Source organism: Labilibacter marinus (assembly GCF_001659685.2).
In the GTDB taxonomy this organism is placed as follows: Bacteria; Bacteroidota; Bacteroidia; order Bacteroidales; family Marinilabiliaceae; genus Saccharicrinis; species Saccharicrinis marinus.
Window position 1 is genome coordinate 53,452 of sequence record NZ_LXYE02000039.1, and the last position, 26,841, is coordinate 80,292.

At 34.0% G+C, this 26,841-nt stretch carries 24 protein-coding genes and 1 tRNA gene; 13 read left to right on the forward strand and 12 right to left on the reverse strand.

The window, feature by feature from the left end; all coding sequences use genetic code 11:
- The first annotated feature begins 305 nt into the window (after window positions 1–305).
- From A8L32_RS16625 to A8L32_RS16650, 6 genes are all read left to right on the forward strand, one after another.
- Window positions 306–1,016, forward strand: coding sequence for a hypothetical protein (locus A8L32_RS16625; protein ID WP_075591014.1), 711 nt, complete (start codon window positions 306–308; stop codon window positions 1,014–1,016).
- A gap of 88 nt (window positions 1,017–1,104) precedes the next feature.
- Window positions 1,105–1,524: a hypothetical protein gene (locus A8L32_RS16630; protein WP_075591015.1), complete on the forward strand. Its 420-nt coding sequence runs from the start codon at window positions 1,105–1,107 to the stop codon at window positions 1,522–1,524.
- 391 nt (window positions 1,525–1,915) lie between these two features.
- A complete protein-coding gene (locus A8L32_RS16635; protein WP_198931804.1) occupies window positions 1,916–2,185 on the forward strand; it encodes a hypothetical protein in 270 nt (89 codons plus the stop codon).
- 832 nt (window positions 2,186–3,017) lie between these two features.
- Window positions 3,018–3,407 (forward strand): hypothetical protein, encoded by a 390-nt coding sequence (locus A8L32_RS16640; protein ID WP_075591016.1) that lies wholly within the window; start codon window positions 3,018–3,020, stop codon window positions 3,405–3,407.
- A gap of 31 nt (window positions 3,408–3,438) precedes the next feature.
- Window positions 3,439–3,873, forward strand: coding sequence for a hypothetical protein (locus A8L32_RS16645; protein WP_075591017.1), 435 nt, complete (start codon window positions 3,439–3,441; stop codon window positions 3,871–3,873).
- Window positions 3,874–3,956: 83 nt separating this feature from the next.
- Window positions 3,957–4,208, forward strand: a complete 252-nt coding sequence (locus A8L32_RS16650) for an AbrB/MazE/SpoVT family DNA-binding domain-containing protein (RefSeq protein ID WP_075591065.1) — start codon at window positions 3,957–3,959, stop codon at window positions 4,206–4,208.
- Window positions 4,209–4,264: 56 nt separating this feature from the next.
- Here the strand turns inward: A8L32_RS16650 and A8L32_RS16655 are convergent, their stop codons facing one another.
- The gene (locus A8L32_RS16655; RefSeq protein ID WP_075591018.1) at window positions 4,265–5,539 is read right to left on the reverse strand and encodes a tyrosine-type recombinase/integrase; all 1,275 of its coding nucleotides are present in this window, start codon (window positions 5,537–5,539) and stop codon (window positions 4,265–4,267) included.
- A 377-nt stretch (window positions 5,540–5,916) separates the two neighbouring features.
- Between A8L32_RS16655 and A8L32_RS23560 the strand changes: the two genes are divergently transcribed.
- On the forward strand, window positions 5,917–6,057 hold the full coding sequence (locus A8L32_RS23560) for a hypothetical protein (protein WP_158027260.1): 141 nt from the start codon (window positions 5,917–5,919) through the stop codon (window positions 6,055–6,057).
- A 54-nt stretch (window positions 6,058–6,111) separates the two neighbouring features.
- On the opposite strand, the gene hflX is transcribed toward A8L32_RS23560, so the two are convergent.
- Window positions 6,112–7,344, reverse strand: coding sequence for a GTPase HflX (gene hflX, locus A8L32_RS16660; protein WP_075591019.1), 1,233 nt, complete (start codon window positions 7,342–7,344; stop codon window positions 6,112–6,114).
- 123 nt (window positions 7,345–7,467) lie between these two features.
- The gene (locus A8L32_RS16665; protein WP_075591020.1) at window positions 7,468–8,148 is read right to left on the reverse strand and encodes an energy transducer TonB; all 681 of its coding nucleotides are present in this window, start codon (window positions 8,146–8,148) and stop codon (window positions 7,468–7,470) included.
- 281 nt (window positions 8,149–8,429) lie between these two features.
- Between A8L32_RS16665 and A8L32_RS16670 the strand changes: the two genes are divergently transcribed.
- Window positions 8,430–8,503: transfer RNA gene (locus A8L32_RS16670), tRNA-Ala, on the forward strand.
- Window positions 8,504–8,551: 48 nt separating this feature from the next.
- Here A8L32_RS16670 and A8L32_RS16675 read toward each other — a convergent pair.
- A complete protein-coding gene (locus A8L32_RS16675; RefSeq protein WP_075591021.1) occupies window positions 8,552–9,247 on the reverse strand; it encodes an SOS response-associated peptidase in 696 nt (231 codons plus the stop codon).
- A 160-nt stretch (window positions 9,248–9,407) separates the two neighbouring features.
- On the opposite strand from A8L32_RS16675, the gene A8L32_RS16680 reads away from it, so the two are divergent.
- Together A8L32_RS16680 and A8L32_RS16685 are read left to right on the forward strand one after the other, a co-directional pair.
- Window positions 9,408–9,791, forward strand: a complete 384-nt coding sequence (locus A8L32_RS16680; RefSeq protein WP_075591022.1) for a hypothetical protein — start codon at window positions 9,408–9,410, stop codon at window positions 9,789–9,791.
- Between the two features lie 61 nt (window positions 9,792–9,852).
- Window positions 9,853–10,707, forward strand: a complete 855-nt coding sequence (locus A8L32_RS16685; protein ID WP_075591023.1) for a TraB/GumN family protein — start codon at window positions 9,853–9,855, stop codon at window positions 10,705–10,707.
- 73 nt (window positions 10,708–10,780) lie between these two features.
- Here A8L32_RS16685 and A8L32_RS16690 read toward each other — a convergent pair whose 3' ends face one another.
- The 5 genes from A8L32_RS16690 to A8L32_RS16710 form a co-directional block, all read right to left on the reverse strand.
- The gene (locus A8L32_RS16690; protein WP_075591024.1) at window positions 10,781–11,800 is read right to left on the reverse strand and encodes a branched-chain amino acid aminotransferase; all 1,020 of its coding nucleotides are present in this window, start codon (window positions 11,798–11,800) and stop codon (window positions 10,781–10,783) included.
- Window positions 11,801–12,043: 243 nt separating this feature from the next.
- Window positions 12,044–15,142, reverse strand: coding sequence for a PAS domain-containing hybrid sensor histidine kinase/response regulator (locus A8L32_RS16695; RefSeq protein ID WP_143525148.1), 3,099 nt, complete (start codon window positions 15,140–15,142; stop codon window positions 12,044–12,046).
- Window positions 15,143–15,180: 38 nt separating this feature from the next.
- On the reverse strand, window positions 15,181–15,984 hold the full coding sequence (gene modA, locus A8L32_RS16700) for a molybdate ABC transporter substrate-binding protein (RefSeq protein ID WP_075591026.1): 804 nt from the start codon (window positions 15,982–15,984) through the stop codon (window positions 15,181–15,183).
- Between the two features lie 127 nt (window positions 15,985–16,111).
- Window positions 16,112–17,188 (reverse strand): lysylphosphatidylglycerol synthase transmembrane domain-containing protein, encoded by a 1,077-nt coding sequence (locus A8L32_RS16705; RefSeq protein WP_075591027.1) that lies wholly within the window; start codon window positions 17,186–17,188, stop codon window positions 16,112–16,114.
- 127 nt (window positions 17,189–17,315) lie between these two features.
- A complete protein-coding gene (locus A8L32_RS16710; protein ID WP_143525149.1) occupies window positions 17,316–18,950 on the reverse strand; it encodes a hypothetical protein in 1,635 nt (544 codons plus the stop codon).
- 338 nt (window positions 18,951–19,288) lie between these two features.
- Here A8L32_RS16710 and A8L32_RS16715 point away from each other — a divergent pair, with 338 nt between their 5' ends.
- The 3 genes from A8L32_RS16715 (at window position 19,289) to A8L32_RS16725 (ending at window position 22,872) form a co-directional block, all read left to right on the forward strand.
- Window positions 19,289–20,500: a glycoside hydrolase family 117 protein gene (locus A8L32_RS16715; RefSeq protein ID WP_075591029.1), complete on the forward strand. Its 1,212-nt coding sequence runs from the start codon at window positions 19,289–19,291 to the stop codon at window positions 20,498–20,500.
- Window positions 20,501–20,699: 199 nt separating this feature from the next.
- Window positions 20,700–21,569, forward strand: coding sequence for a family 16 glycosylhydrolase (locus A8L32_RS16720; protein ID WP_075591030.1), 870 nt, complete (start codon window positions 20,700–20,702; stop codon window positions 21,567–21,569).
- 16 nt (window positions 21,570–21,585) lie between these two features.
- On the forward strand, window positions 21,586–22,872 hold the full coding sequence (locus tag A8L32_RS16725) for a glycoside hydrolase family 117 protein (protein ID WP_198931805.1): 1,287 nt from the start codon (window positions 21,586–21,588) through the stop codon (window positions 22,870–22,872).
- Window positions 22,873–22,987: 115 nt separating this feature from the next.
- Here the strand turns inward: A8L32_RS16725 and A8L32_RS16730 are convergent, their stop codons facing one another.
- From A8L32_RS16730 to A8L32_RS16740, 3 genes are all read right to left on the reverse strand, one after another.
- The gene (locus tag A8L32_RS16730) at window positions 22,988–23,818 is read right to left on the reverse strand and encodes a LytR/AlgR family response regulator transcription factor (RefSeq protein ID WP_075591031.1); all 831 of its coding nucleotides are present in this window, start codon (window positions 23,816–23,818) and stop codon (window positions 22,988–22,990) included.
- A 78-nt stretch (window positions 23,819–23,896) separates the two neighbouring features.
- Window positions 23,897–25,870 (reverse strand): tetratricopeptide repeat-containing sensor histidine kinase, encoded by a 1,974-nt coding sequence (locus A8L32_RS16735; RefSeq protein WP_075591032.1) that lies wholly within the window; start codon window positions 25,868–25,870, stop codon window positions 23,897–23,899.
- A 164-nt stretch (window positions 25,871–26,034) separates the two neighbouring features.
- On the reverse strand, window positions 26,035–26,643 hold the full coding sequence (locus A8L32_RS16740; protein WP_075591033.1) for a riboflavin synthase: 609 nt from the start codon (window positions 26,641–26,643) through the stop codon (window positions 26,035–26,037).
- Between the last annotated feature and the right edge of the window lie 198 nt (window positions 26,644–26,841).

Sequence of the window (26,841 nt, forward strand, 5' to 3'; positions counted from 1 at the left end):
AAGGTGCCGGTGCTTATTTATGTTAATTTTTTTAATAAAATAGAAATGGTAATACCTAAATTAATATAGTGGTTTGCGTTTACTTTATCGGCAATTGTACGGGAAGCAATCAAGAGTTACGGGGAAATTAAGGTGGCCAAGCTGTAACAGCAAGAAAACAAAAACTGTTACACAAATATTTTAAAAACTTATCATATTTACATATGACTGTTATCCAGCGATGAACACACCATAATCTATTTACCCTCTGACGTAAAGTAAGGAGGCTTGTTTAATAATACCTAATTCCACACTCCAAAAAGTAAATGAGCAATTTTAATAAAGCAGTATTTAGAGGAACAAAGGGAATTGTTTTGCATAAACAACTCCTTTCAAGGAAATTTTCTAAAATTAAGGAGTACGTGCACGAGACCAAGTCCCTTATTGAGAAAAAGCATAATGAACTTGAAGAACATGTTGGGGGAGAACTTGAAGGAATTGAAGATGCTACTACAGCTTCAAATATTATTGAATTTTATAATGAAGATTTCAATAAATATGAAAACACATATACAGAGTTACTTATGAACTCGACATTTATTACTGCGTTTTCTACATTTGAACATTCTTTCTATAGAATTTGCCAATATGCTAAAAATCAAAAAAAAGCAATGGTTTCGGTGAACGATTTAAGTGGAAATGGAATTATTGTAAAATGTAAAAAATATATTGAAAAAGTAATAGAGCTTGATTTAAGCACGTTAAATAAGGATTGGCAAGAATTAACCTACTATAATAAAATAAGGAATGTATTAGTTCATAATGCAGGTAGTTTCAAAAAAGAAAAAACTAAACCTATTGAAAAGCAGGAGCTTTACTCCTTTATTACAAATAACCCGTTAATTAAACAAAAAAATGAAAAGCATGGCTATTTTTATATCGATAATAGTCAATTTATTATAGAGTTTTGCGAAAAGGCTGAAAAGTATTTGCTGCATATTGCAGACTTGGTTTTACAGGTTAAAAAAGAAGTTTAATTAAGTTATGGCATCAATTATGCATTATGAATACTAAAATATTTGTCTTACAAAGGTATAATCGTTGGGGTAAATAAAATAATTGGGCATGAAAAATATACCAACAGAAGAAGAATATATGAAAGCTGAAGAACGAATGGAAGAAATCATCAAATCCAATCTAGTAACCAACAATACGCCGTCAAATGATCAATTGTTCCAGGAACTAGATAAGGTTTCTGATATTGTCAAAGCTTACGAAGAAATACATTTTCCAATAGAAGAATCAATAATAAAATACCGCGATTACAGAGGAACTGTCGAGTTTAGCAAAGCAGACGGATGTTATTTTGGTCAGGTTTTAGATATTGGCAAATCTCTGATTTCATATGAAGGCTCAACACTTGAAGAGATGGAAATAGATTTCAGAGATGCTATTGATGAACACATCAATGATTTGGCGGAAGAAAAGTCGCTTCATGAAGTAGCTGAGGGGGCGGCAAAAAAGAGAAATGGGAAGGTAATTTAAATATAATACGTTTAATTAATGATGAGTACATTTAGCTTAAGATATACGAATTCACAATTTGCGAATCGGCATAAATACACTTTATATGTGTGGACAAATGCGTATTGATATTATGCAGACTCGCATAAAAATAAAGTTTTTCAAATTGTTAACTTGATAGAAAAGCTGACAACAGCTTTAGAAATATCATATAAAAAGCCACAGTATAACGTTCATACTGTGGCTTTTAATCTTTAACCAAACCTAACCCTAAACTATGAGTTAGTTCAAATATAATGCTTTTTTTTACAATTGTATAGAGTCTTATCTAATTGTTTTTTATTTTTCAGCAATGAAATATCATAAATACGATCAAGTTCACTGTTGAGTATGAATTAATACTTAACTAAAAGTGAAACATTACGAGGAGGAATTTCCGTATGAATTGAAAGGGAAAGCCAAAAAAGAATTCCGTCTTAAAAAGGCATTCGGATATTATTACCCAGGATTAGTTGATATTCCGAAAAAGTTTAGCAACGTTAGAATTTCTAGGATTCAAAATTATATTGAGGTTGGAGGTTGTAATTTTTGCTTTCCTCATGGAATCGATACTCCCAATTCAACACATGAAAAAAGGAGAAACAGAAACTGGAAAAGATACCGAAAAACAAGATGGAAATGAGATTACAAGGCATCATTTATGGTGCCTTTTTTAATACCGACGAGTTTTTATAATTCCATGTTGGCGTCTTCAATGAATTTGAGAGCTTCATTATTTACCAAAGAGAGCCTGGCATTAATCTATACTTCTATTCTCTGACCTTTTATGAACTGCTCACATACGGCACCCATTACATCCATAATCAAGAATTCTTTTTGCATAGGTACATTGTTCCACTGTACATCCAGCTAAAGGAATCTTATAATTTTTTTCTTTTTTCGACATAGGTCCGGTCTTTATTTGTACGTATTTATAATGACTATCTGAATAAAAAAGCGAATAGAATTAGGTGACTTTATTAAAAAAACAAAATATAATAAGCATTGAATTGCTCAGCCATACAGAATGTTACGCCTGTTTTGTTTATGATGAAATCATTAAAATATAATATCATTATAAAATTAAAACATACTATTATACTAAAATGAAATAAGTATTTGATGATTATATGCTATAATCAATAGGCAGACAAAGGCATAAGGGAATATATTGATTACGAAACATACCCTCCTTAAAAATATTAGAAAAACTCTCTTTGTTAAATATGATTTGCTATTTTTGAAACGTAAAATATTAATAGCAATAATTGCGTCACTGACGCTTCTTCTTAGAAAAACGACCAATTTTATCAAGAGAGAGAAGCTGGAAAGTGAACGCACCTGATATGGGTGTGTTCCTTTCGCTTATATGGTTCTCTCAGGTGCTTGGTCGTACCTTCTAAGACTATATATAGCAAAGGTTCATGCCCACCTTCATTTATTTAGAGGTCATGAACTGTTAAAAACTAAAGTTTATGACCAAGTATCCAAGAGTTTACATCCCTGTTTGTTTGGACTTTAATCATCTCTCGAATGAAGGTATTCGTGAAATGGCGGATGATTACCTTAGCAAAGGAATGCCTTATGAAGAAATAGAAAAAAAATATAACGTTTCTGTTGACAAACCACTTAGGTTTGATGAGTACTTCCCTCCTTTTCAACATGATGAATGTGTTTGTCCCGAATGCGAAGTGGTATCATGGATAGATCATAACTTTCTTGGAGAAATTCGCCCATATTGTCCTATCTGTAGGGAAGTACTTTATCTGGAAATTAATGATTTAAGTAGATTTAGGTTTAACGCTTATAAGAGTTTATATGAGGAAATGGGTATTAATAAAATCCCATATCATGCTTCCTTATAATACTACAATTAATCACATTTAATTTTAATATATGAAAAAATCAATTTTATTTCTGTCATTTCTTGCGGTTGTGTCAATCGTCCATGCTGCAAAATTTAAGGTTTATACAGAAGAAGTATTTGGTAAAAATCGTTATCTCTTTATCCATGCAGAGGATCGAAGTGGTGATCTTTGGACCGATATGTCCAACTTCACTTACAAACTCACCAAAGAAAGCGAAGAGAAACAAATGGAGACTACTGTTTTGTTATTCTTTACTCAGGAAAAACACATGCCTCCCAAAGGGAAAATTAAAACAGAAAAACATATGGAGAAAGTAATAATGTTTTGCCTCCAGTATGAAGACATGAATGCTTTTTTAATTGGGTATGCAGAGACTAAAAATAAGGCAACAAAAAAGGTAGTTAAATATCCAATAAGAACACTAAAGGAAGAAGCCTTAAAAGAGGCTCTAGAAAATAATTGAGATTCGTATTTTGTGCAATGCCTGTGCACAATCTACTTTTGGGTTTAGGGAGGCAACGGCCTCCCTTTTTAATTTGTATGTTTATGAAAAAATATTCGGTCAAGTTAGAGATTCTGGAAAACGGAGATGGTTTAATAAAGTTTCCTGATGAAATTGTGAATCAGTTTCGGATAAAAGAAGGTCACAAGGTAGAGCTTATTTCCACAGCTGAAGGTATTCTGATTAAACCTTTAAAGAGTGCACCTAAGCTGGATATTGTACTTGATAGAATCAATGATGATAATTTGCATGATGAGATTGATTATGGAGAATCTCAAGGAAATGGGGAGTGGTAATTCTTTCTTCCCTTATGCCCTTTAATTCTTAGGCATAAGTGAAGAATGAAACATACTCATTCAACAGTATCCCAAGTTTCACGCATTACCTTACTTTTAAATGCATCTGTAATTTTTAAGTACTTTTTTAAATGTTGTGGCTTTTTAGGAGCCCCCATTTCCTGAATAGCTTGAAGGTTGGCTCCAAGCATCAAGCTATTTGTAATAAAAGTTTTTCTGGCTATATGAAAAGTTATGGCTTCGTACAAAGGTTTAATTTCTTGAGTTATCTTTCTACCACTGATTTTAACCTTGACGACTTTTCTTTTAAATATATCCCTACCAGTATAATTATCTGCAATTTCTTTGCAGCATTCCTTAATGTAATCATTTGCTTTTTGGTTGCTAATTTGCTTTAAAGGATAGACTTCATCAATGTATTTATTAAGTATATTTTTAGCATGCTTATTTAAAGGTACCTTTACTCCTTCATGAGTTTTTTCCGTTGTTTTACTTACCATCCCATTTTCTATATGTTCAGGCAATAAAGTGTGTGCATCAGAATGTCTAAAACCAGTAAAGGCAGCAAAACAGAACAAATCTCGGGCTTGACTTAATCTTTCAAGTTTAAAGTTCCAATTATTTAAAATCATAAGTTCTTCAAGAGAAAGAAAGACTACATCAGTTTCTTTTTCTTTTATGGACAAAAGCTCTTCTTTAGGAAATTTATTAATATCATATAGACCTCTTTTGGCAGACCATTCCATATACCTTTTTAATACATTGGCAATTTTTACAAAATAGTCGTTGTCAATTTTTTCTTTCAAAAAACAATATCTCATAAGTTTGTCTGCAAACGTTACATCAATGGTACTAAATGACATGTTAAACTTTGTGGCTTTCTCAAACTTTGCTAAGAAATTGCGTACAGTTCTATCTCCTCTATAAGTGTTATATGCTTTTGTAGTTTTGCGAAATTCAAGATATTCATCAAACAAGTCAAAGAAATTAATATCCAATTTGCCTTCATCCTTTTCAAAATCAAGGTTAAGGATGTTTCTAATTTCTGCTTCTGTTACCTTTCTTTTTTCAATGAGAGCTTTGTTATCAAGATCTCTAATGGCAGCTTTTAGATTCTGTAAAAGTTCATTTGTTTTTGCAAATTCATCATAACTGTAGTGATTTACCTCCGGTAATTTAAGCCTATGATTTTTTTTATCCCATTGACTTGGTTTACACTTACAAATAGACTTCCTAACCTTTTGGTAATTAAAAGCTATCTGAGCAATAATTGGTTGTTTTCCTTCCTTGTTAGGTTTAACCGATTTTAAATAAAACTTAACTTCTAACATGACTAATAATTTAAAATTTTGGGGGCAAAATGGGGGCAACCATCTTGTAATACTTAGTCAAATCTAGAAAGTGAAAAAGAAGAAAAACCACTTAATGGCCTGTTGTAGAGCATTATGTGTTAAATGATGTAAGGTACTGTCAAATACTGTAAACCACAAATAACTCCGGCTCTGGGTACAGATAAACCTCTTGATTAGTTATTAATCAAGAGGTTTTGTTTTTTAGTGATAGTTGATTGATAGCGAAACTTTTGTTTTACTTGACTTAGTTCTGTAACTTATTAAAAATTAACACTATTTCATATTCTTCAACAGTGTGTGGCATAAAATTGGCTTTAGATCATTCCAGATTTGGTATTAATTTAAAACTACAGTGTATGTCAGAGAAAATGAAAGATTTTGTGAAAGCGTTTGCCATTGAATTACCGCAGGAGATAGATAGTAACCCATTTGAAGGCTTAACAGCAGATGAAGTGATGAGGATCAACACGAAGTTAAAAGAAGAGGAAATATATTAGATTTTTTGAGTTGTTGGAGGATAAAAAAAGCGGCATTGCCGCTTTTTTTATGTCTTATTCTTCTCCTGAAACTTCTAAATCATCCAAACTGATGTTCGGGTATAAAAAGTCGTTATATGGAAAACGAGCAGTATGTATTGTTCTTACTTCGTTATATATTAATTCCTTAAAGTCATTTAAGTTATCCTTGTTTTTGGCAGAGATAAATACCGTATCTAAGTCACGTGCCATCCACGTATTCTTCAAATCCTCTAACGAGTAATTTTCCTGATTCATTGGAGTCAGATCATCATCATCCTTTGGTGTATAGGTAAAGGCATCAATTTTATTGAATACCATAATCATCTTTTTCTCAGTTTTATCTAGCTCTTGCAAGGTTTTATTAACGATGTCTATTTGCTGTTCAAAACCACTATGCGATATATCGACTACATGTACCAGTATATCAGCTTCTCTAACCTCGTCTAGTGTGGATTTAAATGAATCTACCAGGTGATGAGGTAGCTTACGAATAAATCCTACTGTATCAGCTACTAAAAAAGGAAGATTGCCCACAACGACTTTACGTACCGTAGTGTCAAGTGTAGCAAATAGCTTATTTTCAGCTAGCACAGATGATTTACTTAAGGTGTTCATGAGGGTTGATTTACCCACATTGGTATATCCAACCAAAGCCACACGAACCATCTTGCCACGATTCTTTCTTTGCGTTGACTTTTGTTTGTCTATCTTAACTAAATCCTGCTTTAACTTGGTAATCTTATCTCGTATTATCCTACGATCCGTTTCAATCTCTTTTTCTCCAGGTCCACGCATTCCAATACCTCCACGTTGCTTCTGAAGGTGAGTCCACATTCGCGTTAAGCGTGGCAATAGGTACTGATATTGAGCTAATTCAACCTGTGTTTTAGCCGCTGCAGTTTTAGCATTCTTGGCAAAAATATCTAATATCAGGTTTGTTCTGTCTAAGATGCGAACCTTCAGCAAACCTTCTAGATTACGAAGTTGCGAAGGACTTAATTCGTCATCAAAAATAACAGAATCAACCTCATATACTTTAACTCCTTCTAAAACTTCGTCCAACTTCCCTCTTCCAACAAAAGTCTTATTATCGGGCATTGGCAAGCTTTGTGTATATCTTTTTACAGGAATTGCACCGGCAGTTTCTGCTAAAAAAGCCAGTTCATCTAAGTACTCTTCAAGTAATTGATGTGTGATTCCTGGTGTTCTTAGACCAACTAAAATTGTTTTTTCTAATTCTTTATGTGTAGATATCTGTTCTCCCATTCACGTATATAAATAAAATCGTGTAAAGATAAGCTTTTTTAATCAGAAGCTAGTAGCGTAAAATATAGCGCAAAAAAAAGAGGCATCCTAAGATGCCTCTTTATATACTGGTAACAATAAATGTTATTGTAATACAAAGTTAATAGGTACCGTATAAGATACTTTAACTGCTTTACCACGTTGCTTTCCAGGCTTCCATTTAGGCATAGACTGAACAACTCGGATGGCTTCTTTGTCAAGGTTTGGATCTACTCCACGAGCCACTTTAACCTGATTTACAGCACCATCTGTTCCAACAACAAACTGTACGTAAACACGACCTTGAATACCATTCTCTTGAGCAATAACCGGATACTTTACTGATTGCGCAATGTACTTTCTTAATTCTAAGTCTCCTCCAGGGAATTGAGGCATTTCCTCTACAATAAAGAATACAGGTGCATCATCAGTTTCTTCCTCTTCTAAAGAAAGATCAAATTCTACCTCAGTATCTTCATCAATTTCTGTGTCTTCAATGTCAAGTTCTTCATCAAGTTCAACATCATCATCCACGATGTTTAATACATCAGTTACTTTTGGTGGTGGTGGCGGCGGCGGCGGTTTAACTTCTTCCTGTCTTGTGATAGGAACAATTTCTTCCTCTACAGCGTCATCATCTAACATATCAAATTGACTGGCATCTACATCAGATGTAGACCACTCAAAAGCAATTAAGATGATTGCCAAAACCACTACCAAACCGATCTGCATAAAAACCGGTTTTTTGGTTTCTAGATCTGCTTTAGGTGACTTTTTTACTTCCATAATAAAATTAAATTTTGGTGCCTAAAGATAGCCATTTTTATATGGCATATCAACTATTTTCAATTCTAAGTAATACTTTCAAATTTTGAGTGCATAAAAATAGGACTTTATTATAAATATCACATTTATTTGTTTCTTTTTTTAAGCATAAAAAACGATTTTATTTGTAAATGTGCTGGTTAATTAGTGGTTAGCTATTAAATTGGAGTGCATGAAGTATGAAAATGTTATAATAAAGTATGAGGAATGCAAAAATATACTATATTTGCATCGCTAAAAATGGGGGATTAGCTCAGTTGGCTAGAGCGTTTGACTGGCAGTCAAGAGGTCATCGGTTCGATTCCGATATTCTCCACATTGAAGATTAAGGCGTTCGGGAGCTTCCATCCTGGGCGCTTTTTTGTTACCGCAAACTTTCCACTTGATGAGCGACTAAATTAAATTGTACAGGATTATTTATTAGATGCTGAATTTCTGATTTAGTGCTGCTTTCGTTTAACCAAATACTCTCAAGTTCTTTATTTAAAATGAGTGGGGTTCTAGATTCTTTTTTTTTGGGGTTATTGTGAATTTCTTTCACCAGCCCTTCTGCTGTAGTTGTAACTATGCTAAGTGTATGATGAATATGTAGATTTACTGTTTGGCATTTATCCCAAATTCCAGCAAATACCATTGGAGATAAATCTTCATTCTCAATTAAGTAGGGATAAGCTTTGCCATTCATATGTTTATAATCGTAAAACCCATCAACCATAACAATGCATCTTTGGAGGTTTGCAGCTCTTTTAAAAGATGGTTTTTCAAAAATCGTTTCACCTCTGGCATTTAAGGTTTTATTACTAATATCTTTTGCTTTTTGGTCATCTTTTATCCAGTGGGGTATAAGTCCCCAATTCACTAGTTCAGGAACCAATGGTGATTGACTTTTAAAAACCAATAACGGAGGATGAGTAAATCCGGATGCTATGTTTTGTTCGCTCATACCTTTCGTCAACTCATCTAATTGAGATTCAATTTGCGCGATTTCTTCAGGATTATCCCCTCTACGTTTAGCGTATTTTAGTTTTTTTTGAGTTATATATTTAACGGTAAAACACATAATACTTCAGTTTTTGTTAAGGTAGTACGTTTCTTTTAAATTTTAAATGAGGAATGAAAATATCATATCTAAATTATGCAATTATCTTTTTAAATATCTTACAAAGAACAAAAAAGGTTAAAATGACGTTTTCAAATAGACTTTTTTATAATTTTGTAGCATGATTTATATTGTAGTACTTATTATTGTGGCGTTGGTTGTGGCTTGGTTTGTTTCGCGAAGTAAGGGCAATGAGGAGAGCGAAGAAACTAATGAAGTTGCTGACGATTGCTGTGGCGCTCATGAAGTGTGCGAATCGGATAGTTTATTGAGTGCAGATGAAAACTTCGATTATTATAATGATGAGGAATTAGACCAATATAAAGGTGTTGCTGCAAATGCGTACTCCGATGCAGCCATTGAAGAATTTAGGGATGTATTGTATACTTTAAAGGAACGAGAAGTAGCTGCTTGGATGAAGAGCATGCAGTTAAGGCAAATAGACTTACCTTTTATTGTGCGTGAAGAAGCATTGATGATTGTTGAAGAACGAAGAGCCAGTTAAGTAATCCCGTATTTATTATTTTACTTACATTTGAGCAGTATTAATTTTAAAACCTACTCAAATGAAGAGTTTATTTCTTACCCTGACGTTAAGTCTATTTATTTTTATTGGAAGTTTCGCGCAAGAGTCTTCTTTACTTTGGAAAGTAACAGGTAATGGCTTATCTAAGCCATCTTACATTTACGGAACCATACACCTTATCTGTTCTCAGGATTATTCAATGGATGAGGTTGTGAAAACTAGTTTTAGTGAAACTGAACAACTATTTCTAGAGTTAGATTTTGATGATCCTGAAATGATGCAAAACATGATGGCATTATCTGTTATGACGGATGGTAAAACAGCCAAGGATTATCTTACGGATGAAGAATATACTTTACTCGATAATAAGTTTAAATCTACTTTAGGAGCTGGAATGGCTCAATTACAGACCTTAAAGCCGCTTATGCTTTTATCTATGAGTTATATGAGCATTCTTAAATGTCAGCCAATGTCTTTTGAAACAGTTTTTGTAGGAATGGCTAAAGAAGAAAATAAAGAAGTATTGGGCTTAGAAACAGTAGAATATCAGTTTAGTGTTTTTGAAGAAATTCCTGCAGCAGAGCAATTTAAGATGATAGCAAGTATATTAAATGATGAAAGTGCTGCATTGGAAGAATTTGATGCATTGGTAAAAATGTACAATAGTCAAGATATTATAGGTCTATTAGAGCTTATGGATGATAGCGAGTGGAATATGAAAAAATATGAAGATGCTTTGATTAATAATAGAAATATTGAATGGGCTAAGAAGTTTGCCACGATTGCAGAGGCGAAATCTACTTTTTTTGCAGTGGGTGCAGGACATTTAGCAGGAAATAAAGGATGGTTAGCTTTATTAAAAGAAAAAGGTTACAAAGTAGAAGCAGTCAAATAGAAGATATATATCTAACTAAAAATGCCAGATGAATACGTATTCATCTGGCATTTTTCATATAGTGTATGACTTATTATCCAATAATAGTTACCCAGTTATGGGTATCCTCTTCGTCGCCATATTGTATTCCCCTAAGGTGATTGTATAGCTTAGTACTAATAGGACCTGCAACATTTGGGTCACCAAACTTATACGATACATTTTCGTCTACATCATCAATTTGACCTATTGGGCTAATTACAGCAGCTGTTCCACAAGCGCCTACTTCATCAAATTCAGATAGTTCCTTCATTTCTACTTGCCTTCTTTCAATTTCTAAGCCCATATCCTGAGCTAATTGAATAAGACTCATGTTAGTAATACTCGGAAGTATCGAAGAAGATAAAGGAGTAACATACTTATTTCCTTTAATAGCGAAGAAGTTGGCAGGGCCAGCCTCATCGATATATTTTTTTTCTTTACTATCTAAATATAAAACAGAAGAGTAGCCTCCTTCGTGCGCAATCTGACCAGCTTTCATACTAGCAGCATAGTTGCCGCCAACTTTTAAATGGCCAGTACCCTGCGGTGCAGCTCTATCGTATTTTCTGCTTATCATTTGCTTAGTAGGTTTAAAACCTTCTTTAAAATAAGGTCCTACAGGAGTTACAAAAACAATAAATGTATATTCTTCCGCAGGTGATACGCCTACTTTAGGCCCAGACCCTATTAGCAAAGGTCGTATATATAAAGCAGCTCCAGATTCGTATGGAGGTACATAATCCATATTGAGTTCCACAGCACGGATTACGGCTTTAGTAAACAGTTCGGTTGGTACCTGTTGCATTAAAATACCGTCTGCCGAATTTTGTAAGCGTTTTGCATTTTCTTCCATACGGAAAACACGAACTTTACCGTCTTTACCTTTAAATGCCTTTAACCCTTCAAAAGCTTGCTGACCATAGTGAACGCATGTAGCGGCCATATGAATTGTAAGCGCTTCAGAAGTAGATTCTTCTAATTCGCTCCATTGACCATCTTTATAATAACTTCGCAGGTTATAATCCGCCTTGATATAACTAAACGATAAGTTTGCCCAGTCGATTTTGCTCATGGAAAAGTGATTAAAAAATGAACTATTATTTATTTTACCGACATAAAACTATAACAATAAAATGAATAATCACATGATAGATAGCAACATTAGCGTGCTACGGTCATACTTTTACGTATGTAATAGGCAGATTAGTAGTTGTATATAATAAAATAGGAGAAATAATTAATATAAAGAATAATTTGCCATACTTCCCTAGGTATAGCCAAATCTCGGCAATAAAAGATCAAGAAAATAATATTGTTAAATCCACTTATCTATTAGCCTAGCCAAATCATCTAGCTTAACAGGTTTACCAATATAATCATTCATCCCAGCCTCAATACACACTTCTCTATCTCCTTTCATAGCATTTGCCGTCATGGCAATAATTGGAGTTTTTATATTTTTATCTCTTAGTGCTTGAGTCGCATCTAAACCATTCATAATAGGCATCTGTACGTCCATTAAAACTAAATCGAAGCTATAATCGCCACCAGTAATCATTTCAACAGCCTCTTTTCCGTTGTTAGCAATGGCCGTTTTTAAGCCGATTTTATCTAACATTTTTTCGGCAATTTTCTGGTTAATTATATTATCCTCAACCAATAAAATAATTTTATTTTTTATTCTTTCTTCAAATGAAATCTGTTTTCTTGCACCTTCACTTGTGTTTGCCTCATCGGAGAAAAACATGGCATCTATGGTAGAAAATAGCTGTGTATGCTTAATTGGTTTATGAATTACCTGATCAATGCCTTTGAAGTTATAGTCGTTTGACCACCTTGAGTCCGAAGTAAAGAGTATGATTTTTACCTTAGGAATGCTGTTTTTAATAGTATCAATAAAGCTCTCGTCAACTTTACTAAAAACATGAGAGTCGATAATCACCAATTGAAAATCTTTTTCTTTATCGATGATGTCTAAAGCCGATTTTTCATCTAAACAACTCTTGGAGATAATACCCCAGTTATTTAATGTTTTCTTTAATAAGAGAACATTGGTTTTATGATTGTCAACAACCAGTGTTTTAATATCCTTAAACTTTTCTCCTTGAAGCTCTTCCGGTGCTTGGTTTTTATCTATTTTAAACGGCAACACAAAATGGAATATCGAACCAGGGTTATCTTTACTCCAAGCAAAATTCGGATTTGGACTTTCTACCCAAATTTTACCACCCATCAATTCAATAAGCATTTTTGAAATACTTGTTCCTAAACCAGTGCCACCAAACTTGCGGGTAGTTGATCCATCGGCTTGAGTAAACGATTCAAATATCTTTTCTAATTTATCCTTAGGGATACCAATTCCAGAGTCCTCAACCATAAAGTGTAAGGACATTTGCGAACCGATTTGTTTACTTACCTCTACTTTAAGAACAACTTCTCCTTCAGTGGTAAATTTAACGGCGTTACCCAATAAATTAACCAAAACCTGAATGAGTCGACTTTCGTCACCAATTAAAATACTTGGAATAGTCTGCTCAATACTGCTGATAAGCTCAATACCTTTTTCGTTGGTTTTAAACGACATCTGATCAATTAAATAATCAATGGTTGATCGAACATTAAAAGGGTAAGGCTCAATTTTCATTTTTCCTGCTTCAATTTTTGAGAAGTCAAGGATGTCATTGATAATATTTAAAAGATTCTCACACGAACGACTAATGATAGATACAACATTGTCCTGTTCTTTAGTCATTTTAGTGTTGCTAAGTAACTCTGTAGCTCCAATAATACCGTTCATAGGAGTACGAATTTCATGACTCATATTGGCTAAGAACTCGGATTTAGCTTTATTCGATTCCGCTTCTTTTTTCTGAACTTCTTTTTGGGCACTGATATCCATAAATGCCTCCAAGTATACATTTTCATGATTCAGACGAATAGGAATAATATTTTTAAGAATAGAACGAGAAATGTTGTTTTGCTTAACTTCCAAACGTTCTTCAAGCATAGATACCACAATGCGTGTGGTAGGGTCAGAAATATGCTCTTCCTTTTGGGTGAGAAACACTTCTCCATACTCAAGACCTTTCATCGATTCAATAACCTCATCTTGGTTATTGTAACCCATTATTTTGGCAGCGGTATCATTGGCTTGAATAATTCCTTTTTTACTATTTACGATTAGGATTCCAACGGGTAGATTCTCAATAATCGTCTTCATCGAATCAATAGATTCTTCTAAGGATAGTGTAAGAATTCGTTTTTCAGTAATATCTTCCTTTATGGCAATAAAGCTTGAAATAGTATTCTGCTTGCTTAATACAGGTGCCATTAATACCTTTTCCCAATATACTTCGCCATTCTTTTTACGATTATTGACTTCTCCTGTCCAAATGCGCCCCTCTTGAATAGTTTCCCAGAATGCAGGGTCGGTTTCTTCACTATTATTATGAAAGAAGTCAATGTTATTTTTAATAACTTCTTCTTTATCGTAACCTGTAATTTTTTCAAAGCCTTTGTTTACGTACTCAACGTTACCCTTTGTGTCGGTAATCATAATTGAAATAGGGCTTTGCTCAACAGCTTGTAATAACTTACCGTTGTTTTCTTCTGCTTTTTTACGATTTAGAATTACGTTTTTAATTTGTAGAATTAAATAGTACGTAATCACACCTGCAATTAAAGTAAAGATAAAGAGGCTTAGGTATTTGTAATTGTTGTATTTGTTAATAATACGAATGCTGGCGTTGTTGAGCTTAACAACATTCTTATTAATGTCGTACGAAATTTTATTTTCGATTTCGTTAATACGAGAAAAAAGACTTTCAGACTGCTTTAGGTAGTAGGCTACTTTTTGCTTGTATTCGTCGTTATCGTTTTCTTCATTTTCAATATTAGGAGCAATGATAGAATAAATTTTAGTCGCTAGCGTACTAATGTCATTCACCTTTGGTGAAAGCTCTCGAATTTCAGGAATGGTACCTGTATATTTATCAATTTCGTGAATTACTACCTCAGTAACTAATTCCTGATCTTGCAAGTTTACAGGCTTAACTTCATTTAAAGTGCCTCCTCTATCTAAAATTTCAACAATGTTTAAACATTCAGTAACAATGTTGTTAATACTGTTTTTTGTATTGGTTAACTGTTGAGGGTGATCGATATTAGAAAAGTCTTTAAATAGTAAGTTTAGCTTTAAGATATTCTTCTGAAGCACTTTATCTATTTTTTGCTTCTGCTCTTGATTGTGTATAATCTTTTGATATCGAACAATATAAGTTCTGTCAAAGTAATTCTCGATTACTAAGATAGTAGCAATGGTAAGTAAAAATATTGCAAGTAATAAATATAGTTTTGCAATGATAGGCTCTCCCATTTGAAGTAACCCTTTTTGCGACTTAGAAGCTTTTACCACAGAAATAATTTTCTAATTATTTAATTCAGGGTATAAATTTAAAAAATTAATGTTTTCCTCCTATTAAATCCATACTTTCTAAATACAGAAATTCCTTCTTCGCTAGTTGCAAAGTCTAAAAAACTTTGCGCTAATTCAGGATTTTTACTTGTAGAAAGTATTCCCGCGTAAATTTCGGAGGGCGCTTGTTGGAATTCGGGTATAGGGAAAATATCTACAAGCTCACGATTTCCGTTATTGTAAATATCACTCTCCCAATTAATAATTAATTGCGCTTCTTGGTTTTTAAGACTTTTAATAAGTCCTCTGCTGTCGGTAGATAAAGCGACTACATTTAGTATTAAGTCACCGTATAGCTCTTTGTTAACTAAGAATTCCCTTGTATCAGAACCGAGTGTACTTGTTTCTGGGTTGGCAATAATAACGGCGTGCTTTTTATCTATTAAGGTCTTTATATTTCCATCGTAACCAGAAGGATTACCTTTAGGTGCCATTACGACCAATGAATTATAACCTATAAATACAGAATCAAGAATATGAGCATTGTTTTTGTTACTTAGTTTCTTAAATCCAACGCTCGAAGCAGGTAAATAAATATCTCCTTTTTGAGTATATTGAATTAAGCTACTTAAATTCTGAGAACAGTCGTTGTGAAGTTTTACGGTGCACGAGTTTCCTGCTTCAAATTGTTCTTTGAGTTCCATTAAAGGTCCCAGCATTGCATTTTCGCAATAAATAGTAATTTCCTTTATTGTCTCTTCTTTTACTTGTTCATTTTTTGTTTCGCCCTCATTGCAAGCAAATAGAATAAAAATGAATGATATATAAATCAAGTACTTCACTCGAGTAGATTTTATTATAATAAATTGTATGGCGTGTGATACGTATTTTACAAGTAGCAAGTTACGGAGAAACGGTGATTCAGAAAGATTTTTTTGTCTAATAATAATTTGTGTTTGTCAAATATAACTAACGTTTTATGAAGTGCTTCCGTATCCAGCGCGGAACGAGCGCACCTCCAATGAATAAATATGGATAATAACTAATAGAACGCCAGAGGAATGCGAGTGCTATTCCTGTACCTACAGGGACAATGCCTGAAAGAAATTCGTTAAATACATATTCGGCAAATCCACTACCTCCTGGAGTAGGGCTTACAATCATCATAATCCACATTACAAGCTGTTTCCCGAAAACTAAAGTGTGACCCTCAAAATCTAAATAGTGAAAGCCAAAAAAGGAAATGATAACAGTATTGACTACCCAATATCTACTAATCCAGCTTAAAGAGGTGGCTGTGAATGCTTTTAACCAGTTTTTTAAACTCCACTGCTTGAACTCCGTAGATGTATGTATTAAGTCAGTACCAGACTCGTTAGCGTTAGGCCGCCATTTGCGTATGATAGGAAGTTTAAACACCCAAAGTAATAAAAACTTTAACCCTCTTGGGTTGATAAATAGACCGTAAGAGATGATGAGGGTATATAGAAATTTCAGTCCATATCCGCTTAAGGCGAAAATTAGAAACTGATTTTTGTACCAAGGAATATCCTCTATTGCATTAACTCCAAAGCTGAAAATATCACTTCGTCCTATAAAAATAAGTACGGCAGGAAAAGCAATAATAAAGAATAACTCGTCGAGAAAGGAAGTTACCATAACTATGGCCGAGCTTCGTCCTATTTTAATACCCTCTTTATTTAAGAAGAAAATAGCGACACTAGTACCTCCAATAGCGGATGGTGTAATGGCGGAGGTAAACTCCCATAGCATGATGATAGAAAATGATTTTCGCCAACTTAATTCATTACCCGAAAGTAATTTGATTCGATACATATAACCAAAATCTCTCACCACCATTAAAACAAAGGACACCCCAAACCAGAAAACTGTATTTAAGGTAAACTGCATAGTATCAAAACTGCCTGGTTTATACTCCCGATAAAGCATAAATGCAGAAAACCCTATGCCTATTATAATAGGTAGTATGATTCGTGATGGACGAATGCTTTTTACAATTTTTCCAGAGTTATCTTGAGATGGCATTTTTTAATGATATACTAATTTATGGTTTTAATCACGTAAAGCAGATTTTAAATGACAAGTACGACAATACTTATTACAAGCAGCAAAAGATACATTACTTGTATTTATAAGTCAAGAAAATATTAAGTTAAATTTTAGCGATGAATTCAGTCAGATTTTCTCCTTTGTCTAAACTCAATTTTTGCCTAAGTCTATACCTTGAGGTATGTACACTTTCAATGGAAATACCCAATAGTAACGACATTTCCTTACTTGAAAAATTAAGTTTGATAAGTGCACATAGTTTATGATCTCGTTGAGTTAATTCTGGGAACTTCTCACTAAGTGATTTATAAAAGCCTTGGTTTACAGAAGTAAAACGAGTGTCAAACTCTTTCCAGTCGTGTTTGCTATTGGCATTTATTTTAGCAATAAGCTCTTTTAAATCTTTATTCTTTACCGAACTAAGTTTGTTTTTAATTTCAATTAATAGCTGATCCTTCTCAATTAATTGGAGGGCTGAAGAAGTTAACTCTTTGTTTTTAAGCTCTAGTATTTCATGATTCTTTTCTTCCTTTATCTTTTGCTTGTTTTTAAGTATTTTTTCGGAAACACGATGTCTATGACGTAAGTAAAAGAAGGTTACTACCGAAATGAGAATAGATGAAATAAGAATGATAGTTAAAACCGTATTTCTTAGGAATAGGATTCTTTTTTCTTGCTTAAGTTCTGTAACATTAGCCTGCTCCAGAATTTCTTTTTGCATTTCTTGCTTTTGCCTGAAATCATCTTTTACTTCTAATACTTTTCTGTTATTGGCATTTCTAACACCAAACAAACTGTCTGTTGTATTAAACGATTTCTCCAGATATTGATAAGCGCGCTTGGGTTGGTTTATTGATAAATATAAGTCGCCAAGTTTCTTGTATACATCAGGCACAAAGTTTTGGTGACTTTTAAATTCTTCAGCAATAGCTAATGATTTAAGATAGTATTCAGAACTTTTGTCTACCTTATTCATTTTTGCATAAATATCTCCCATAAATGAATAGAGAATTACAAGGTAGGATTCATTTGAACTCAAAAAGCTTTGCTCAACGTCAAGCAATAAATCTTCAGCTTCTTGTAATTTGTTGTTATGGTATAATAAATAACCTTGTTCTGCATCAATATAGCTAGTGCTTCCTACGTTTCCGGCTTCCTTTCTGGTGATGTAACAACTATCTAAATAGGTTTGAGCCTTTGAGTAATTCCCTTGATCGCGGTAATTAATAGCCATCAAATAATATGTGTTGACAACATTAGTTGTAGCGAGTTGCTTAGAGGCGATGAGACTTTTTTTAATATTTAAGGATTTCTGAAAATTTGCCAAAGCTTCTTGATGCCTGTAGTATAAACCATACAGAACGCCTAGGCCATCATAAGCACTCCCAGTGTACATACTATCTTTCATGTCTTGAGATAAACTTAAAGCTTCCCAATAACCGTCATACGATTCGGAATAATTACCTTTTGTAGCATGTAGAGTTGAGGCCTCAATGTTACATCTGATAACCTTAGTAGTGTCTCCTAAAAGCATAAAACCGTCGCTGCATTTTTTAAATAAATAAATAGCAGTATCGGGTTTATTATACTTATTAGCTTTTGCTAATTCAAAATCGGCGAGTAAACTTTCTTTGTTTTGAGCATGTAAATTACAAACTACAAAGGTCACTATTAGAGTGTAAAAAATAGCAATCGCTTTTTTATTTAAACGGAAACGTAGGAATTGTAAATTAATCATTGTTGTGAGTATTGTTTTTGGCAACAATTAAATAATGTTAGGTTGGCAAATATACAAATACTTGATAATTCCACTAAAAATGCAGCGAAAATTCAGTAAAACTTACATAGGTGTCTAGCTAAAATATTACTTTGTCAAGTTTTGGTTCAGTAACTAGAGGTGTGATTGGCGAGTTTATTTACCATTTTTGAATTTGATAATATTTTACAAACTGTAAAGTTCAATATTTTAGAATATCTTAAAGTTTTGATGAAATGCCATCGTATAATTTAACTTAAATTGTATTTGGCTTTAGCAGGATAAATAATTTTAAATAATAACCTTTTAAATTGAAATCAATGAAGATTTTTAAGCATCTACTATTAGTAACAATAGTGAGTTTATTGGCTATTAGTTGTAGTAACAAATGTAATTGCGAAAAAGAATGTTGTGCAACCGAAACTGAGGTTTCTGATGATTTAATTTATCGTTATGGTATAACGGACAAAAATCATTTGAGTGCAGCGAGTAAAAGAGCATTAAAGTGGCCTGTTAAAGGTAACGAATGGTTTATTCGTTTCTCGGAGCAATATTTAAAAGGTGACCTAGCCTACGAAGAGGGAGTGGTTAGAAGAGATCCAAGTGCGATGATCATGAATGATGGTAAATACTACGTTTGGTATACCAAGAGTACAGGTCCAACTCAAGGTTTTGATGGAGATGTTGAAAAGGATAAAGTATTCCCTTGGGATAGATGTGATATTTGGTATGCGACTTCAAAGGATGGAGAGACTTGGAAAGAAGAAGGTTTAGCAGTGCCAAGAGGTGAAAAGGGAGCGTATGATGATCGTTCGGTTTTTACGGTTGAAATTATGGAGCATGAAGGTATGTATTACTTATGTTATCAAACAGTAAAATCACCTTATTCACATAGAGTAAAGAATCAAGTTGGTTTAGCTTGGGCTAGTTCTCCAGATGGGCCATGGACAAAAAGTAAAGATCCTATATTAAGTCCTGCAGATAATGGAGAATGGTTAGCTGGAAAGAAAAACCGTTTTGAGGTAGTTAATAAAGGAGACTTTGATAGCCATAAAGTACATGATCCATGTATCATTCCTTTTAAAGGCAAGTTCCTTTTGTATTATAAAGGAGAGCGTATGGGTGAGGAGATGTATTTTGGCGGTCGTGAAATACGACATGGTGTGGCTATTGCTGACAATCCTAAAGGACCATATGTAAAGTCCCCTTATAATCCAATTAGTAATAGTGGACATGAAATTTGTGTTTGGAAATACAATGACGGAATTGCGGCTTTAATTACAACAGACGGTCCTGAGAAGAATACAATTCAATGGTCACCAGATGGAATTAATTTCGAAATCATGTCATCTATTCCTAGTGCACCGCATGCTATTGGTTTAAATAGAACTGTAGATGGCGAAAAAGATCCTACTGAAGTAATGCGTTGGGGATTAACACATGAATATGTTACTGGAGATTATCAGTGTATTAAAAAGTTTACTTCAAGACGTAAAGAACGTCATGGAAACTTTGTTGATTTTGCGCAATAGCAACATTAAATTTATATTAGAAACAAGCCCGAAGATTTTAGATTTTTGGGCTTGTTTAGTTTTTAATGAGGATTTTTGCGGTGGTAAAATAAGCGTTTAAGAATAAGCCATCCAAAAAGCACTTAAAATACACCTAAGCTTTACAAGCTATAAAACTACTTTTAAACTTTAGTATTTACCAGTGTAAATGAATTGAATCATGTTAAAAATTCTATCAATTATAAGCCTTGTTTTTTTAGGAGGCATAATATCCATGTCAGCACAAGATTATAAGGTGAAAAAGGTACCTGCAAAAGCAGAAAAAGGATATAAGTGGGAGCTTGATAAAACTTGCTCTAACGATTTTAATGCCTCAAGCAAAGAAGATGCATTAAGTCCATACTGGAAAGATATGTACATGGGTAACTGGCGTGGTCCTGGTTTAAGCTACTTTAATGAAAGTCACTCTATTGTTGAAAACGGTAAATTGGTTTTGAAAGCTTCTCGTAAGGACGAGACTAATAAAGTAAACTGCGGTATAATCACCTCCAAAGAAACAGTGGTGTATCCAGTATTTGTTGAAGCTAGGATTAAACCTTGTAATCAGGTTTTGTCATCTAACCTGTGGTTATTGAGTAAAGATAGTAAGCGAGAGATAGATATATTAGAAATATATGCGGGCGATAGACCATCGGAAGTGAAAAAGGCGCAAAGCGCGTCGCATAACTACCATGTTTTTATGCGCGACCATACTGGCATTAAGGAGAACTTTAGTTTTGTGCAATATCATAAGCTAAAGGATAATGAGCCTTATAGAAACGACTTTCATCGCTTTGGTATGTATTGGAAAAACCCTACAGACATAGATTTTTATATTGATGGGAAACTTGTAAATACCTTAAGAAAGGAAAATATGACAGATCCTGATAGTTTGTACTTTGACAGACCGATGCATTTAATATTTGATGTGGAAGATCATGATTGGCGCTCGAAAAAAGGGATTGTGGCTACAGATGAAGAGTTAGCTAACGATAGCAAGAATAAAATGTATGTAGATTGGATTAGAGTTTATAAACCGATAAAGAAATAAATTAACACCTATAGAAATGATGAAGTTCGTATTGAGAAACATGACTATGCTGATGGTGGCTGTGTTTGTGCTGAGTGCATGTACAGGTCAATCAACTGCTGAAAAGGAGCAGGAAGCGCCAACCAAAGGATTTCCTTTTATCCTACCAAAGGAAAAACCTAATCGCCCATTAAGTAAAGCGATGGAGCGTAATTACGATAATTATATGGCACCTCGTCCTGAAGATAATGAACTGTATTCGCAGTTTAAGTACACTGAATTAAAGGGTTTTGATTATAACGATCATGATGGAACTATTTCGAGAAGGGATCCATCAAAAGTAATTTTCGAGAATGGTAAATATTACGTTTGGTATACCTATCGTAATACACCTACAAAGCCAATGGGTGCTAAAAAATGTAATGATACAATTCCTTCTGCGGATTGGGATTTGTCGGAAATTTGGTATGCAACCAGTACAGATGGAATTACCTGGGAAGAGCAAGGTGTTGCTGTGCCTCGTCCTCCAAAACCAGAGGTAGGTTGGAGATCTGTTACTACTTGTGATATCTTAAAGTTTAAAGGGAAATATTACATTTATTACCAGGGGTTTATGCAAGCCAGCGGATTGCGTGGTGATGATTGTCCAGTAGCAGTTTCGTATGCTGATTCGCCAGATGGACCATGGACAGCTTATAATAAAGTAGTGGTTGATAATGGAGCAGAAGGAGAGTGGGATCAATATTCTATTCACGATCCACATCCATTTGTATATAACGATAAGATTTATTTGTACTACAAGTCTGACTTTGATGGAGATCCTCGTTTAGTTCGTATGACAGGTTTAGCTACTTCAGATAATCCTCTTGGGCCATTCGAAAAGCATCCATTAAACCCAGTTATCAACTCAGGCCATGAAACTACAATGTTTCCTTTTCAGGAAGGAATGGCAGCTTTAGTAATTAAGGACGGTAACGAGCATTTTACTATTCAGTATGCACCAGATGGAGTAAATTTTGATATTGCTGCCATTACTATGTTAATGCCTACAGCAGCTGGCCCATATACGCCTGACGCATTTACCAATACCAAAGATGGAAGAGGTATTACTTGGGGTATTTCGCATTTAACTGCAGCTACAGGTTGGGATACTAACCACGCAATTTTGTTACGTTTCGATTGCGATTTAAGTCTTGATTTAGATGACAAAGATATGAAGCACCATAATTACTATTATAAGCCTGAGCATTATTACAAGCACGGTTTAAATGGTAAGCAGAGAAAGCGTATTGCAGAAGAGAATAAGAAATTGACAGGGAAATAATTTAATTGAACTGTTCAGATAATTAACAAGCCACCTTATGGGTGGCTTTGTTGTTTAGTGATGTTGAGGCGGATGTCATTGTAGAAGGGCTTAAATCTATAATTCTGTTGGGTTTTTACACCATTTTATAACAGGGCGTTGCAGACAAATCTTCAGCCACCACTTGGCTAAGTCTACGTTTTAAACCATCAAATCGGCGCGCATCTACGGGAATAGCCATTCCATTGCTCATTAAAACAACTTTAGCTTCGTATTCAAACTTAACTACATGGTTTAAGTTGATCACAAATTGTGTATGGCATCTGTAAAATAGATAGCTCTGAAGCATGGATTCGTACCTGCGCAAAGGGCGAGCAGTTTCAACGCTTTTTTGTGCAATAAAATAGAACCTTGAGCGCCCAAACATCGATTCGCCGCAAACAATATCATGTATTAAAACCGATGTAATGCCACTATCTGTATTTAATACAATTTGTTTATCCTTATTATCTATCTCTGAGTTTTTAAAGAAGGTCTGAATTTTAGTTTCGTAGCCCACATCCATTAAATCAGCTATAGCTTGGTCTATGGTAACTATTAATTCGTTAATGTCAAAAGGTTTGTATATAAAAGGAATTTGAGCAAAACGAATGTCCTCTAAAGCATACTCCTGATATGCCGACATAAATACAACCTTATAATCAAGATGGCTAGTTTGTTTGATGACTTCTATGGCAGTACCTCCCAATAGGTGGATATCCAGAATGGCAATTTGCGGTTTAAGTTCGTTCAAACTATCTATTGTTTGGTCAACAGAATCCGTCTTTGCAACCACCTCAATTGAAACAAAATTCTGTTTTAAAATTGTTTCAAGGGCATTACAAACCTTACTGTCATCATCCGCTATTAGTACCTTCACCGTATCCATCTGTCTATTCATTTCAATAACTAAACAACTATAGCTCATTTTTATCACCAAATTATATTCGGAGTAAACTAAGTTTCTGTGTGTCTAATTAATTTGCTCTGGCTATGCCAGTTTTACTTATTTTTTTATACCTACTGTTTTTAGTTTAGTGTCAGGATTAATTAATGGCATTCTAATTTTCACTAAAACGCCTGTTTGGTTTTCTGAGTTATCTTGTAAATCGGTTATTCTAAAAGATGTATTTCTTTTGGTCATCTTCTGAATTACCTCTAGTCTTTCGTTGGTTATTTGCGTAGCCATTGATTGGTGCTTGCTACTTTCTGTTTTTAATACTTGAGAACCTGCAAGACCTATGCCATTATCTTCAATAATAACGACTAAATCATTTCTGCTCTTGGTAAATCTTACCGTTACCTTGCCATGCTTGCCAATCGATTTAATTCCATGCTCAACGGCATTTTCTACAAACGGCTGAGTAATCATTGGAGGAATTAGAGTTCTGTCTTTATCTAATGATTCATCAATAACTATTTCGTATGAGAATGGTGGGTTAAACCTGAGCTGCTGAAGTTTTAAATAATACGTAATCATGCTTCGCTCTTCTTCTAAGGATACATAGTCACGTTGTGAACTCTGTAATACTTGTCGCATTAATCGTGCAAAATCAGATAAAAAACGAGAAGAGTTCTCCATGTCATTTTCGAGTATGTATACCTGAATAGCGCTTAAGGCATTGAAAATAAAATGTGGATTCATCTGCGAACGCAATAAACGTTGCTGCATCAATATGCTTTTGTATCCTTCGTTTAATCGAATTTGACGGAAGATTAAAACTCCCGCTGCAATAAGGGCCAGTACGAAAAATGAGAAATATAGGATCGCCTTTTTTTGTTGAGAAATTAGCTTTTTTTGCAATGTGCTTTCATTGTTCAGTTGCTGAATTTGAGCTTTTGCTTTATCCGATTCGTGACGTGCAGTAACAACTGTAATGTGCCTTAAGTTGGCTTCATCGAACAGGCTATCTTTATACACCTGTGCCATTCGTAAATGTTTTATAGATAATGATAAAGCATTTGTTTTTTCATAGGCTAAAGCGAGTAACTTACTACAGGCTTCAATTTGGTATTTAGATCCTATTTCTTGTGCTATCTGTAAACCTGATTTAAGGTTGTTAATGGCATTGTAATAATCGTATACTTGGATGTATGTTTCACCTAGCATGGAATAGCTGGTAGATACATTAATGCGATCTCGGGTTTCTTTATTTAAGATTAAGGCTCTTTTTAAATACTTAAGAGCTTGGCTATAATCTTTTTTTAAGCGGTAAGCATCACCTATACTATTGTAACATATAGCTTGTCCTACCTTAGATCCTAGTTGAGTATTGTAATCTAACGACTGATAAAAATATACCAAAGCCGAATCTAAATCATTAGCTAATTTTAACGCTTCTCCAATGTTATTGGAATTTATGGCTTGTCCTAGTACGTTACCTCTAGCAACGGCTATTTGAAAGGATTTCTTAAAATATTCAACCGAAGCGTGATGTCTTTTTAATCCTAAATAAACATTTCCAATACCATTTAAAGAAACGGCTATTTGAAAAGAATCACCCACCGACTCGGCCAGCTCCATGGCCTCCATGTGCATTTCTAATGCTTGTTTGTTTTCATCAACACGACGATAAACAACCGCTGCCATATTAATGTAGTTGGCCAATCTGGAATTGTCATTTAAGTTGCGGCCAATCTCAATGGCTTTATCCGCATATTTAATAGCATTGGCATATTCCGAGCGATTGCGGTATCTAACTTCAAGCGTGTGGTATATGGAGGAAAGGGGTGTTCTAAAATTATTTTTCACAGAGATTTCCTCGGCCTCTTTCAAAAAATCATCAAATACAGGTCCAGTAATAAGATTGTCAGAATAAAAAGTTTCTGATCGATCAATAAGTGTTTTTACAACAATGGAATCTGTTTCACGTATCGATAAAGGAATATCTTCTGTTTGAATAATTATCTCGGTATCATGCCCAGAAGTGCACGAAACGATGGAGATTAACAAAACGATTGTATAGAAAAACCTATTCACAGAAGAAAAATATTAATGTGTCAAAAGTATGAAAATAAGCTTAATAACGCAGCATGTTATGCTATGCTTTTATAAACTACTTATAAACAACTAACCTAGGGTATTGGAAATATATGGAGTGGTAAAAAAAAAGCCTCCATTTAGAGGCTTTTAAGTATGATTTATTATTCGCCTTTCAACGACATAATTCTACTGATATACTTTCCTAGAATATCAAATTCAAGGTTGATAATACTTCCTTCTTTAAATTGGTGGAAGTTTGTAAAGTCATGAGTGTAAGGTATGATAGCTACCGAAAAGCGATCGTCTTTGCTGTTTACAACAGTTAAACTAACGCCGTTTACAGTTACCGAACCTTTTTCAACGGTCATATATCCTTGGCCGGCTTTTTCCTTATCTATATCATACTGAAATGTATAGTACCAACTTCCGTCAGCTTCTTTAATTTCAATACACTTGGCTGTTTGGTCCACATGTCCTTGAACAATATGTCCATCTAAACGGCCATTCATTACCATGCTACGCTCTAAATTCACTTTGTCGCCAATATTAAGAACGCCTAAATTGGTTTTATCTAAAGTTTCCTGAATAGCAGTTACGGTATATGTTTTATCTGTTTTTTTAACTACCGTTAAGCATACACCATTGTGTGCAATGCTTTGGTCTATTTGTAATTCATCCGTAAATGAACATTCCATGGTGATATGAAGATTGCTTTGCTCCTTTTCAAGACCTACAATAATAGCAGCTTCTTCAACAATTCCTGAAAACATATTCTTTGCTTTTTAGTTTATTTATCGTGTTTGAAAGCGCAAAATTATAACAATTTAATGAGATTTGTGTAATCATTTTTTTCTATCCACTTGTAAATGATAGAAGAATGCATACTCATGCAATATGTAAATGCAATAAATTCATTATCAAACCAAAGGTTTAAAAGGATTTTTGTTTCTTTGATAGCTGTATGGTAA